This window comes from Algoriphagus limi (genome assembly GCF_024919275.1).
GTDB lineage: Bacteria > Bacteroidota > Bacteroidia > Cytophagales > Cyclobacteriaceae > Algoriphagus > Algoriphagus limi.
The window spans coordinates 161,130-175,759 of record NZ_JANWGH010000003.1 but is presented as its reverse complement, the minus strand read 5'-3'; the positions used below and the strand labels follow the sequence as shown (position 1 = coordinate 175,759).

The 14,630-nt window shown below is 40.6% G+C and carries 7 protein-coding genes; all 7 read left to right on the top strand.

Annotated elements, in window-relative coordinates:
• Positions 1-6 precede the first annotated feature (6 nt).
• The 7 genes from NY014_RS12840 to NY014_RS12805 all read left to right on the top strand — a co-directional run bounded on the left by NY014_RS12840 (position 7) and on the right by NY014_RS12805 (position 14,626).
• Positions 7-768 (top strand): DUF6090 family protein, encoded by a 762-nt coding sequence (locus tag NY014_RS12840; RefSeq protein WP_259414990.1) that lies wholly within the window; start codon positions 7-9, stop codon positions 766-768.
• The gene (locus NY014_RS12835) at positions 765-4,148 is read left to right on the top strand and encodes a sensor histidine kinase (protein ID WP_354003185.1); all 3,384 of its coding nucleotides are present in this window, start codon (positions 765-767) and stop codon (positions 4,146-4,148) included. The genes NY014_RS12840 and NY014_RS12835 overlap by 4 nt, the downstream gene beginning before the upstream one ends.
• Complete coding sequence (locus tag NY014_RS12825; protein WP_259414989.1) at positions 4,145-4,888, top strand: DUF6090 family protein; 744 nt, start codon at positions 4,145-4,147, stop codon at positions 4,886-4,888. The genes NY014_RS12835 and NY014_RS12825 overlap by 4 nt, the downstream gene beginning before the upstream one ends.
• On the top strand, positions 4,888-5,682 hold the full coding sequence (locus NY014_RS12820; RefSeq protein WP_259414988.1) for a DUF6090 family protein: 795 nt from the start codon (positions 4,888-4,890) through the stop codon (positions 5,680-5,682). Before NY014_RS12825 ends, NY014_RS12820 begins: the two co-directional genes overlap by 1 nt.
• Before the next feature lies 1 nt (position 5,683).
• Positions 5,684-6,445: a DUF6090 family protein gene (locus tag NY014_RS12815; protein ID WP_259414987.1), complete on the top strand. Its 762-nt coding sequence runs from the start codon at positions 5,684-5,686 to the stop codon at positions 6,443-6,445.
• Positions 6,446-6,449: 4 nt separating this feature from the next.
• The gene (locus tag NY014_RS12810) at positions 6,450-7,178 is read left to right on the top strand and encodes a DUF6090 family protein (protein WP_259414986.1); all 729 of its coding nucleotides are present in this window, start codon (positions 6,450-6,452) and stop codon (positions 7,176-7,178) included.
• 374 nt (positions 7,179-7,552) lie between these two features.
• Positions 7,553-14,626: an ATP-binding protein gene (locus tag NY014_RS12805; protein WP_259415535.1), complete on the top strand. Its 7,074-nt coding sequence runs from the start codon at positions 7,553-7,555 to the stop codon at positions 14,624-14,626.
• Positions 14,627-14,630: the final 4 nt, after the last annotated feature.

Below are 14,630 nucleotides of genomic sequence, written 5' to 3'. Positions count from 1 at the left end.
AGACATATGATTTCATTTTTCAGAAAAATCCGCCAAAAACTTCTGCAGCAAAATAGATTTACGCGATACCTAGCCTATGCTTTGGGGGAAATCTTCTTGGTTGTTATTGGAATCTTAATCGCACTCCAAGTCAACACCTGGAATGAAAATCGAAAGCTAAAGAAACAGAAGGCAATACTTTTGGAGAATCTAAGACAAGACTACCAACAAAACCTCAATCGTCTGGATCTAATCTTGGATTTTTTGGAAAATAGAGAGGCTTATGCCAGACAACTCCTCCATTTGATAAATACACTTCCAAAAGAGGTCGATAGCATTCAAACTGTGTTTGCGTTGGAAAGAGCTGGCTTTGTACACTATTTCAATCCCACTTTACCTACCTATGATGAAATGAAATCCTCTGGAACATTGAGTATGATTACCAATAAAGAGCTAAAACGGCTTTTGTCTAGTTATGATACTTTCTTAGAATACAGCTTTCGACTTGAGGATAAAAACAGTACGGTCATCCAATCCTACGCAGACCGAATCCTACGGTATATGGACCCTGATTTTGGCACTGTCAATATAACCGATAATGAATCCAAAGACTATGCGGGGGTAAGATTTGATCTTGAGGCTATGTCAAATGATCCTGAAATTCAGTATCTTCTCAACACAATCATTAATAAAAGCATCACAGAAGCAGGTTACAAGGAGCGAATTTTTCGTCCCAGACTGAATTACATCCTGGAGCTTATTGATGAGGAAATAAACAAACTTGAATGAAGATACAAAAGCTGCTTAAAACCCAAAAAACATCCAAAAGAACACGATTATCGGTACTTCTTTTTTGCTTTGCCTCAATATTTTTTGCTTTCCCTACTCAAGCTCAAAATTACATTTTCAATAACCTTACTCCAGAAAATGGACTCCCCACCACTTCTGTAACAGACATCGCCCAAGACTCTTATGGTTTCATTTGGTTGGGTACATGGGATGGCGTTTACCGTTTTGACGGGAAGCAGTACGAGAAGTTTTTTTATGAAGGGCGCTATGTGGAAGCAGATCAAAATGGAGGTATTTGGGTATCCATACCAGATGGTGATTTAGGATATATAAATCCCGGATCTGAAGAAATTGATTTTTTCCGAGATATAGATGAAAACATCAGATACCTGGAGGTCAAAATCCTTGAAAATAAGGACGTTCTCGTAGGAACAAGATCTGGGATCAAGCGCTATGACTCTATATCCAATTCTTTCTTTCTGGAAGAAGGGCAGAGAGAGGGAAATATTAGAGAAATGAATCTAGGAAAAGACGGACGGTTAAATTTCCTATTAAATATTGAAGGAGAACTTTTTTTAGGAACTCGATCACCCGAAGGAGAATACAGCTATGAAGATTTACCCTTGGATCAAAACAGCTCTGATGGTCAGCTATTTTCTCAAAACTATCCCACGATTGTATTCCCTTATGGTGAAACAGGAACGGTTATTTTAAATCCCAATGGTTTTGCAAAAAGGTCAAGTCCTGGGGATGAATGGGAGTTTTTCAAAGTTAGTCAGCCTGAAATTTTAAAAGAAAAAGGTTTTGAAAATGATGCATCATACAAACTCCAAAACAATTTCTTATGGTTAAATCAAATTAACTCAATCAGCAGGATTGACCTGGAAACGGGTGAGATGGAAATTATTCACTCTGAAATCAACAATTCCCGGGGACTGCTACCAATGGAAAGTAATCATGGATGTAATTTATTCATCGATCATCAGGGAATATTGTGGGCTACAAGGTTTTCCTACGGAATCAGTTTACTCAATTTATACCAATCAGATTTTGGCCTACTCCGAGATGAAAATGGTAAAGTAATCGCAGATATTTTATCTGCTTACGAGTTGGAGGATGGGACTTTTTGGGTAGGAGCTCGAACATCTCTGGAAAAGGGATTAATCCATTTTTCTCAAGATGGGAAAACTATATTGGAAAGAATAGGAGCCGGAGATTCACGTCCTCCAGGAGGCAAGACTATCTCAAAAGAATTAACGCACCCGTTTGCTTGGGAAACTTTTATCTCATCTGATGGGACCCTTTGGGTAGGAACCGGTCAACCAGGTCCAAACAATGGAGGACTTAATCGGATATCACCTAATTCCGATCAGATTATTCGCTACAAACATGACCCATCAGATTCTAACTCACTTACCTCTGATTGGATTTTTAATATTGTGGAGGACCCACAAGGAAAAATTTGGATAAGCCACACAGAAGGTATTGATGTTTTTGACCCTGAAACAGAACATTTCACTCTTATCGATCCAGAATCAAAATTTGGTAGACTTAGAGGAAATTTAATCGATCCAAATGGGTTGCTCTTGGGAACAGTAGAAGATTCTGTTGAAAATCTTTTTTCAATCAATACAAAAACGAAAGAAATAATTATATACGATTTATTTCGTCGGAAATTTTCGAACTACGCTCCAGCTCAGCCGGTAATTGATAATCAAAATAGGGTATGGATTGCCCTTACCAATGGTTTTGGATATACTGATTTAAACTATGAAAAATTCCTTCATTGGGTAGATTTCGAAGACACAGAGTTCCCTGATTTAGAAATCAATGCTATCAGTTATGATGATCAGGGAAATATTTACTTGGCGACATCTTCTGGAATTCTTCAATACTTCCCCGAATCAGGGGAATTCCGGCGGTTTGGGTATGAACGAGGTCTCCAATCCCTTTTGTTTGGCGGGTTAAACCACCGGGGCCCTTCAGGAAAAATCTACTTCTCCGGAACAAGTGGAGCAAATGTTTTTCATCCGGATCAAATCAAAACCAATCCCAATTCACCCCAAATACTCTTCAAGGAAATTCGACTAGATGGAGAAAACTATCAATCCTATTTAGACTCAGCAGAAATAAAGCCCAATCACATGCTTTCCTCTCTCCTAATTCCACCAGGGATCACTACGCTGAGTATGGAGTTTGCCTCTATTCATTTTGGAGGAAATGGACAAAATCCTTCTCAATATAGGCTGCTTGGATTTGATGAAACCTGGCAAGATGCAGGCACTAATGGTAGATTGACTTACACCAATCTACCAGCGGGAGACTACGTTCTTGAAGTAAAATCCATGAATCTAGATGGGGTATGGAATGAAGAGCCTACCATTCTAGACATTAGGGTATTGCCTCCTTGGCACCAAACTTGGTGGGCTTATTCCATCTATGTAGCAGCTTTTGTTTTGCTTGCCGTATTCTTTGTCCAAGAGGAAAGGCGAAGGGCTGCCAAAAAAGAAAGGGACAAGGCAAGAGACCGGGAACTTGCTCAAGCCAAGGAAATCGAAAAGGCTTATGCCGATCTAAAAGCTACTCAGGCCCAACTCATCCAATCTGAAAAAATGGCGTCTCTTGGAGAACTCACAGCTGGTATTGCCCATGAGATTCAAAACCCTTTGAACTTTGTCAATAATTTCTCCGAAGTAAGCGGAGAACTTTTAGAAGAGCTTCAGGAAGAAATCGAAAAGGGAGATCTGGATGAAGTCAAATCCATTTCCGAGGATCTCAAAGAAAACCTCTCCAAAATCAACCACCATGGTAAACGGGCCGGATCCATTGTCAAAGGAATGCTGGAACACAGTAGAAAGTCAGATGGAAAAAAGGAGCTTACTGACTTAAATAATCTAGCTGATGAATGCCTTCGCTTAAGTTTCCATGGTCTTCGCGCCAAAGACAAAAGCTTCCAAGCAGAATTCGAAACAGATTTTGATCCAAAGCTACCAATGGTGGACGTGATATCTCAAGACCTTGGTAGGGTTTTGCTGAATTTGATCAACAATGCTTTTTATGCCTGTGATGACAGGAGGCAAAAGATCGAAAATGAAACGGGAAGTTCTGAGTCCTTTAAACCAAAAGTCATTGTATCTACCAAGGCTAATTCTGACGGCGTAGAAATTTCTGTAAAAGACAATGGAAACGGAATCCCTGATTCAATCAAAGACAAGATTTTCCAACCCTTCTTCACGACCAAACCAACTGGTATCGGAACAGGGTTAGGTTTGAGTTTAAGTTATGACATCGTGAAAGCCCACGGAGGAGAATTGAAAGTTGAAAGTACAGAGGGTGTAGGGACTACTTTCTCTATTCATCTCAAAACTAACCATGTATGATCTCCTTCTTCCGCAAATTCCGTCAAAAACTTTTGACCCAAAATCGGGTCACGAGATACCTTATTTATGCCTTAGGGGAGATCTTCTTAGTGGTGATCGGAATCCTGATTGCTCTGCAGATCAATAACTGGAATGAAAGCCGTAAAGACCGGGCCTTTGAATTAGAAATGCTTTCAGAGATAAACCGGGAGCTCCTTAGTGAGATTGAAGATAAACAGGTTGCTCTAAATATTTTCAATAGGGCAGAAAGAAGCCTGAATGAACTCTTGAAAATGAGAATAGATGACGAATACTCCAGAGATTCTCTTGAACAGCATCTCAACAATCTGGGATCTATCGGATTATTTTTCCCTTATTCAGATGGTGCTTATGAGGCTCTGAAATCAGGTGGTTTTGATAAGATCCAAAATGAAAAACTCAGAAACGATCTGATTCGATTATACAGTTACAATTTCAAACTGGTATCGATTTATGTAAATGAATTAGCGCGACCTGAAATGATAGAAAAATTTGAACTTTTCTATCAGATCTTTCCTCAGAAACTGACCCCAGGACCAGAAGGGGTCATTATTGAATCCCTAGATTATTCAAATTTTGAAGAGGTGATTCATACCGATGAATTTATGGAATTGATAAAGCTTGGTAATAATGTAGTTTCATCTGTCAAACCCCGTCTAATAGGCATAATCAGGCAAATGAATGAGGTTCAGAGTTTAATAGAAATAGAAAAGCTTAATTAATGATCTCCTTCTTCCGAAAAATCCGTCAAAAACTTCTACAACACCTGCCTGCCGGCAAAGCAGGGAACCGGGTAACCCGATATTTAGCCTATGCTATCGGGGAGATTTTCTTAGTGGTGATCGGGATTTTGATTGCCCTTCAGGTCAATAATTGGAATGAGAATAATAAAACAAGATCAAAGGAAAAGAATTTGGTTGCTAGTCTTAAAGAAGAAGCAACACTAGCCAGTGAGCTCGCAGATACTTTTATAGAGGCAGAGGAAACCAACATATCTATACTTGAACTCATGCTAAAAAGGTGGTCAGATCTGTCTTTTGATCTTATCAAGGGCAAATTCAGACCGTTTCAGGAGAACAACTTTTCACCCATCTTCAATATGTCAGGCTATTCTCAATTCTTTGATCCAAGGATGGATGTGTACAATGCCGCAGTAAGTGATGGGTCTTTATCTATCATTCAGGATAAGAGATTGACGCGTCGGTTAGATGCATTGTATAACTATACCGTGCCACGTATTAATGAGCTGATGAATGAAGAATATCTGCTTGGTCAATCAATTAATGAACACATAGCCGTAAGATACCAGCATATTTTTTTGGACAATACTTTGAAAGATTCTCTCAAGGTACGGCCTAACTTATGGTCAGAAGATACCTACGAAGTCCTTTTCAAAGAGTTCAGGGAAGATGGAGTGCTTAAATACAAATTAGCACATCGGCTTGAACTAAAGCGATCCAGATTACTACTCATTTTGCAGGCAAAAGACATTATAGCCGCAATAAATTCTGATTGATATGCTGCGCTTCTTCCGAATCATTCGAAAAAAACTCATGGAACAAAATAAAGTCCGAAGGTACATTCTTTATGCTATAGGAGAGATCTTCTTAGTGGTGATCGGGATTTTGATAGCCCTTCAAGTCAATAATTGGAATGAGAACCGCAAAAATCAAGAAAAAGAACAAAAGCTCCTGAAGGCTTTATTGCAGGAATTTGAATCCAACTGGGAAATCCTCAATAAAGTAATTACACTAAATGATTCTATTATCCAGAAAAGCCTAAAGCTTGGTGACTACACCGGACCAATTCTCCCAAAGAGTAGTAGTGAAAAAGAACTCTCCGACTTAATGGTTGGAGTATTTAAAATGGAAGCCCGTTATTTACCAAATCAAGGGACAATCGAGGAAATCATCAATTCCGGAAGTCTTTCAGTCTTTTCAGACCCTGCTCTTCGGAAGGCAATTTCTGCCTGGCAATCTAATCTTGAACTTATCAAAAATCAGGAAACCTATGTAGTCAAAAGAAGAGATATTGGTCATGAATTTTTTTTAAAAAATGGCAATTTCCGCAGGCATCTCGATCTCATCGATGAAAGCCTGATTGAAACGACTCCAAGCAGATTCCCACCAAACGACTTTAAATTCTTGGAAAATCAGGAATTTGAAAGCCAACTCTATCTATTTATAGTAGCTTCTAAAAATCTACACCAGAACTTCTATTTCCCATTGAAAGAAAAAATAGAATCGATTATAGATCTTATTAAAAAGGACATCCATTGAAGCTATGATCCCATTTTTTAGAAAAATCCGTCAAAAACTACTCTCACGAAATAAAGTAACACGATATCTGGTATATGCCTTGGGTGAGATCTTGCTTGTCGTAATCGGAATTCTGATTGCACTACAAGTGAATAACTGGAATGAGGGTCGAAAACAGGAGAAAATCTCCGACCAAACCCTCCAAAGCCTCGAGGAAGAAATTAATGAAGCCCGGTCAAATCTTGAAAAAATCATTTCCTTCAATGAACGCATTTTAGAACTTTCCAATCGTTTCTTGGCTGGAGAGTTGACAAAAGACTCCTTGGAAAATGATCCAACTCAAATTTTCTATTTGACTACCTATGCCTTCACTACTTTAAATTTCGCGATTACAGAGCAAGAACTAAGTACTGAAAGAACTATTCTAGGTAGGCAAAGCCTGAATGCGAAACTACGTATCTCCCTTCAAGATTACTTGTCTATGGGAGATCTAGAGGAATTACTTGGAAATTTCTGGAATAATGAAGTCCTCCCTTATTTTATCGAAAAGAAAATGATGGTGGTCTATAATCGATTTTTGAAACAAGAATCAATAAACAAGGAGGATATTCAACAAATAGTAAATGAGGAGAAGTTTGTAAATTTGGTAGCTACTACGAATTCGATGAATTATCAATTTCTAAACCTATTGAAACAGCTCGACAAAGATTTGGAAGAGGCTTTAGTTTTAATCAAAGAAGAAGAGCACGATTGATTTTTTCCACAAAATCCACCAGAAACTCCTGACTTTTATTTTCCTATTCCCTCCTACAAAATTCTAGCATTTTACATTCTCCCTCTCCATTTTCCGAATTGAACTATTTCAAGTTAGTCTAAGCCTACTTTTGATCATTTTTTTCAAAATCTCAAGAAAATCAAGGAGATAAATAAGATTATTTCAATTTGGATTTTGTATTTTATGAATGCCAAACTATTTCATTGAAGACTAACTAATTAGATACTGCTCTTTCCTTTTTATCAGTCGACATCTTCCTGTACAGATTTCTTCTTGTTTTCATTTGGAAAAGCAACTACCAAGCTTGAGGATTCCTTTAGAAGGTTCCTTGTTTTTACACTAATTCTTTTCCAATGAAGGAAAAAACTTCTCGGATAGATCAGGCTCTGGCCGTCTATCATGCTTACTGGGATAGCTATCTTCAATTCGACGAAGAGGCTTTTGCGGCTACTTTGGATGATCATTTTGAGATGATCGGAACTTCTGAGACCGAAATCTGTCACTCCAAGGCTGAAGGTATTGCATTTTTGAAAGCGCAAAAAGATGAGCTAGGCGGAAAAGCCGAAATGAGAAATAGGCAAGTCAATCCCATTTGGATTGACCCTCACGTGCTGATCAATGAGACTTGTGACATTTATGTAAAAACCGATGAGCAATGGAATTTTTATGCTAGCATACGGATCTCTACCATACTCCGAGAAACTCCCGCAGGCTGGAAAGTAGCTCAGCAGCATGGTTCATTTCCGGATATGCGGGTGGACGAGGGACAGACTCTTGCAATCAAAAAAATCAGCAAAGAAAACCAGGAACTCCGGGAAGCTGTCAAGCGCCGAACGGTTGAACTGGAGGCCAAAAATCGTGAATTAGAAATAGAGGCTTCTTTGGAACGTGTCCGGACCGTAGCCATGGGGATGAAAAAACCCGAAGATATGCTCGATGTCTGTCGGATTCTTGCTGATCAATTGCAGGGCTTTGGGATTGAAAATATCCGGAACGTGCAAACAGCGATTATCAATGAGGAAAAAGGCCATTACCTCTGCTATCAGTACTTTCCTCCATATCAAGAAAACACCGTTGAGCTTACAGAATACCTCAAAAGCCCCGTAGAATACGAAATGGTCCAACAAATGCTAGCTTCCAAAGACGGGCATTTCATTGGTAGTATTCAGGGAGAAAAACTCAAAGAATTTGCAGCACATCGAAAAGAGGAAAATCATTTTTCTGACCCCATTTTGGATCAGACCTCCGAACTGAGCTATTGCTTTCTGTCTATAGGTGAAGGAGGATTGGGGCTTTCCCTCTATAATGAATTAAAGCAGGAAGTACTAGACTTATTCAAACGATTTCACCAGGTATTTTCCTTAGCGTATAGACGCTTTCTAGATATTCAGCAAGCCGAAGCACAGGCTAGAGAAGCTCAAATCGAAGCCTCATTGGAAAGGGTTAGGGCGCATGCTATGGGATTACGCCAAAGTGATGAATTGGAAGATATCATCGCTGTCATTTTTGAGGAATTGCAAAAACTTGGATTAGCCGCATGGGAATGCAGCATCTTTTTCAGAAATGGAAATTCTCGCGAATTCACTGTATGGGGAAAAGACAGTACAGGGGATTCAATTTTGAATCAATACCAGTTTCCTTTCTTGGATCATCCTGTTTTGAATGCGGTATTGAGGGATTTTGAAAGGCAAGTTCCCTATCGGGAGATTCTACTGGAAGGAGAGGAGATCAAATCCTATGGAGATCTGATTTTTTCAGAAACTGTATTTAAGGATGCCTCCCAAGAGTACAAGGATTCTTTTTATTTCCTCCAGAAAATGTATGCAGGGCAGGCAATGTTCAAAAATGGATTTTTAGAGGCCGTAGGGACAGAGCCATTGCCAGGAGATTTTCCAGAAGTTCTTCAGCGCTTCGCTCAAGTGATTGATTTGGCATATACCAGATTCTTAGACCTTCAAAAAGCCGAAGCACAAACTAGAGAAGCACAGATTGAAACTGCTCTAGAAAGAGTGAGAAGCAGAACCATGGCCATGCAATCCAGTAATGAATTGTCCGAGGCAGCCACAGAGATGTTCAGTCAAATCAAGGGACTTGGTTTGAACCCCTGGAGCTGTGGTTTTAACATATTCAATGAAGATAAAACAGTCATTTCACAGTGGGTAAGTTCAGGAGATGGAAGACCGATCAAGCCATTTGATACGCCTACTACTGAGGGTATTTTTAAACGAATTGTCGAGGACTCAGAGAAGGAGATATCGCTACGCATAGAAAAGATGGAGGGCAAGAAATTGGAGGACACGTATAACTACATGGCCTCCCTGCCTACACTTGACAAAATATTTGAGGAGTTGGATGCAGCCGGTATAGCTCTTCCCAAGAGCCAAGTTGATCATGCCGCTTATTTTAAGTACGGGTATTTGATGTTTATCACTTTTGATGAAGTTCCTGAGTTTCATTCCATCTTCAAGCGTTTTGCAAAAGTCTTTGAGCAAACTTACACCCGCTTTTTAGACCTTCAAAAAGCTGAAAACCAAGCACGGGAAGCTCAAATTGAAGCTGCTCTGGAGAGGGTGCGAGCTGCTGGCATGGCGATGCATCGAAGCGAAGACTTAGCCGAAGCCTCTACAATTCTTTTTGAGCAGCTAAAGGAACTTGGAGTTGAAGCCCGTCGTGTAGGCTTCGCTTTACCGGATGAAGAAAAGCAGGAATTTACTGTTTGGAGTACTATTCGGGATGATGATGGAAAAGCAAGGCTGCTCTCTGCATTTCTACACTATGATCAGCATCCTATCTACCCAAAGATGATTGACAACTGGCATGCAGGTCAAAAAACTTTTGGGTTTGAACTGCATGGTCCTGCACTGCAAGACTATTATAAAGCCTGGAATAAGACTTTTAAAACTCCGGACTCTTTGAGGAAAACGATCCAAGAAAACGAATCCGAATACTACCAGTTTGCCTCTTTTCAGCAAGGATTGATCTATGCATTTACTGCAACCCCATTAGGCCGAACTGAACATCAATTGCTAAGCAGGTTTGCTAAGGCCTTTGAACAGACCTATACCCGTTTTCTAGATCTACAGAAAGCAGAAGCTCAAGCCAGGGAAGCTCAGATTGAAGCGGCTTTGGAGAGAGTGAGAAGTAGGTCTATGGCCATGCATTCCAGTTCGGAGTTAGCTGATCTTTCCATGGAATTAGTCAAGCAGGTGCAAAATCTGGGAATGGACAATTGGTTTTGTGCCTTTAATATAGACGATGGAGATCCTCAAGGTTCCTTGGAATGGGGAAGTAATGGGAATATGGTTTTTCAGGCTTACCGAACTCCGAGAGAAGGGGTGTTTTTAAAATATTACGAGGCTGGAAAGAGAGGAGAAACCTTATTGGTCAACGAAATAACTGAAGAGGAATGCCCTGCTCATTATGACTATTTATGTTCCCTCCCTGGAGTAGGCGATCAACTGCTTCAAATGAAATCAGCAGGAATCCCCTTCCCTACCTATCAAATTGACCATGTAGCCTATTTCAAATATGGATATCTCCTGTTCATTACTTACGAACCGGTACCGGAATCTCATGAGATTTTCATACGCTTCGCCAAGGTTTTTGAGCAAACCTATACGAGATTCTTAGATCTAAAAAAAGCTGAAAAACAGGCACGAGAGGCACAAATTGAAGCCTCCTTGGAGCGAATCAGAGCCCGCACGATGGCTATGCAGTCCAGTGAGGAGCTATTCCCGACTTCTTCCTTTATTTTAAAAGAATTGAGAAGCTTAGGGCAGGATGATGTCGAAGGTCTTTTTGGTGTCAGTCTGGTATATGAAGAAATGGGTCAACTTATTTCTTACATATCGGACTCAGGTGGACCTGTAATGAGGGACCAAATGGTATTGCCTTTAGAACACCATCCATTGATTCGAGAATTGTATCAAACTTGGAAAAAAGCAAGAGAAAGCAAATCTGCACCCCAATTCCTTAGCAGAACGCTTCCTCAGAAACCCTTCCGCGAATGGATCAATCAACTGATTTCATATAAAAATGGAGAACATCCAGATGCATTTATTCCTGTTGATGTAATAGATCTGTCCAAAAACTATTTCAATCTGCCCCAATTTACTTTTGAAGATGCTTTCTTCAAGCAAGGGATTTTATGGTATCAAAGCGTCAACCCCATTTCGGATGAATTTAGGGATATTCTAGTTCGCTTTGCTAAGGTATTCGAACAGACTTATACCCGCTTTTTAGATTTACAAACAGCTGAAGCACAGGCGAGAGAAGGAGAAATCCAGCTGGCTTTGGAGCGCGTTCGAGCACGAACCATGGCAATGCGAGATAGCAAAGAATTGGCAGAAGTCGTGTCTGAACTGTTCCAACAAATGGAACCATTAGGTTTCGCCAAATTTGGGTGTGCATTGTTATTGATCGATGAAGAGAATGAAAAGGCGATTTATTGGCTAACAACTCACACGAATAGTATTCTTCCGGAACCATATAGCCTAAGATATTCAGACCATAAGATCTCTCAGAGAATTTTTGAGAATTATAAAAACCAAGAAAAAAAATTCACGCTTGAACTACGCGATGAGGAAAAGCGAGAATATGATAATTGGATGTTTACCAATACCGAATTAGGAGGATTACCAGAGAATATTAAGGAAGAGGTTTTATCCAAAAATTATGTCATGTTTTCCTTCGCATCCATGAAATATGGTTTGCTATATGCGATGGATCACGAGCCTATTTCTGAGGAATTACAAAGCATTGTTATACGATTCGCAAAAGTATTCGAGCAGACATACACCCGCTTTTTAGATTTACAAACAGCTGAAAAACAAGCAAGAGAAGCAGAAATTGAAGCCTCTTTGGAGCGAATCAGAGCCCGTACGATGGCTATGCAGTCCAGTGAGGAGCTATTCCCGACTTCTTCCTTTATTTTAAAGGAATTGAGAAGCTTAGGACAAGACGACGATCAGGGACTTTTAGGCGTAAGCCTTATAGATGAAGAAAAAAATCAATTCATCTCATACATATCAGATTCGGGTGGGCCGGTAATGAGAGAGCAAATGGCTTTGCCATTAGACCATCACCCATTTATTCAAGAATTGTATCAAGCTTGGAAAAAAGCAAAAGAAAGCAAATCTGCGCCTCAATTCTTGAGTAGAACTCTTCAAAAGGACAAATTCGATGAGTGGGTCAATCAATTGGTTGCATATAATAAGGGGGGACATCCTGATGCATTTGTTCCGGAAGCAGTATTAGAATTGACCCAATTAAATCTTCCTCAGTGGACTTTTGAAGATGCTTTCTACAAACAGGGAATTTTATTTTATCAGAACATAAACCCTATTTCAGATGAATTTCGGGACATTCTAGTTCGCTTTGCTAAGGTATTCGAACAGACTTACACCCGCTTTTTGGACCTTCAAAAAGCTGAAGAACAAGCCCGGGAAGCTCGGATCAATTTAGCTGTAGAGCGGGTTCGTTCCCATGCAATGGCCATGCAGACTACCTCCGATTTACTGGATGTGGTAGTAACCCTTCGCACGGAATTTATCAATCTTGGCCATGAGGCTCAATACTTCTGGCACATGCTCTGGAAGCCAGATAAATATGAGAAAGCCATGACCTCTGGGGATGGCACTCGGATAGGTTTTGTGATGGAGCTTCCAAGATCCATTCACGCTGAAATTCCACTTATTGACGAATGGGAAAAGGGAACCTCCCCTACGGTCATCTATCCCATGGATGTAGATGCAGCCATCGATTATGTCCATAAAATGGTCTCTTTGGGGGACTTTAAGCGCATCGATCCTCAGGCTCCTACCGATGAGGATATTCGGCATATCGGAGGTCTTACTTTTATCATGGCAAGAACTACCCATGGTGAAATTGGGTATAGCCTACCCGGACCTGTGACTGATCCTCCTCAGGAGGCGCTCGATATTCTTGTTCGTTTTGCAGGTGCCTTTGACTTGGCCCATCGCCGTTTCTTAGATCTACAACTTTCGGAAGCACAGGCTAGAGAAACACAGATTGAGCTTTCCTTAGAACGAATTCGTGGTCAGGTAACCTCCATGCAGGAGTCCTCCGACCTCTTTGATATTGTGGTGGCTATGCGAAAAGAATTTGTCTCCTTGGGATATCAGGCCGACTACTTTTGGCATATGCGGTGGACACCTGAGCAGTATGAAATGTCCATGACTTCCGAAGAGGGAGATCGTATTGGGATGGTCATAAACGTCCCCAAATTTGTCCATGATGCTATTCCTAGTTTGGCGAAATGGGAAAAGAGCAAAAAGCCAGCATTCGTATTGGCGCTGGATGGAGAAGAAGCCTGGGATTACATCGACAAAATGAATACCTATGGCCACTATGAACAGGCAGATCCCCATGCCCCTAGCAAAGAGGACATCCTGCAATTAGGCGGACTTACCTTTATCATTGCCCGCACTTCTCATGGAGAAATCGGATTCAGTTTGGCGGGAAAAGTACCTGAGCCTCCACAGGAATCCATTGATACATTGATTCGTTTTGCCGGTGTTTTTGATTTGGCTTACAAACGATTTGAGGACTTGAAAAAGGCTGAAAAAGACCTTGTAGAAATCAGGGAAGCCAAGCAAAAAGCAGAAGAAGCTCTATCCGAATTGAAAGCTGCCCAAGCCCAATTGATTCAATCCGAAAAGATGGCTTCTCTGGGTGAACTAACAGCCGGAATCGCCCATGAAATTCAGAACCCCCTCAACTTTGTCAACAATTTCTCAGAACTGAGTACTGAGCTTTTGGATGAATTGAAAGAAGAACTGGAAGCTGGAGATGTAGAAGAAGTAGAAGCCATTCTCTCCGATCTGAAAGACAATCTGACCAAAATCAACCATCATGGAAAACGTGCCGGATCCATTGTGAAAGGCATGCTGGAACACAGCCGAAAATCTGATGGGAAGAAGGAATCGGTAGATATCAACGCTTTGGCAGATGAATGCATAAAACTGGGCTTTCATGGAATGCGAGCCAAAGACAAAAGCTTTTCGGCCGATTTCAAGACGGATCTTTACCCCGACCTCCCTGCTATCAGCATCATTAATCAGGATATCGGTAGAGTCCTGCTCAACCTGGTCAACAATGCATTTTATGCAGTTCATGATTACCGGAAATCCAATGAGGTATCAGAGTACAAACCGATGGTCAAATTAGAAACAGGACTGATTGAGAATTTTATAGAAATCAAAATCTCAGACAATGCCAAAGGCATTCCTGAGCATATTCTAGATAAGATATTCCAACCGTTTTTTACCACAAAGCCCACAGGAGAAGGGACGGGTCTTGGCCTGTCACTTAGCTATGATATCATCAAGGCCCATGGAGGCGAATTGACCGCACAAAACCTAGCCGAAGGTGGGGCCCAGTTTAAAATCACTTTACCAATTGTCTAAGAAT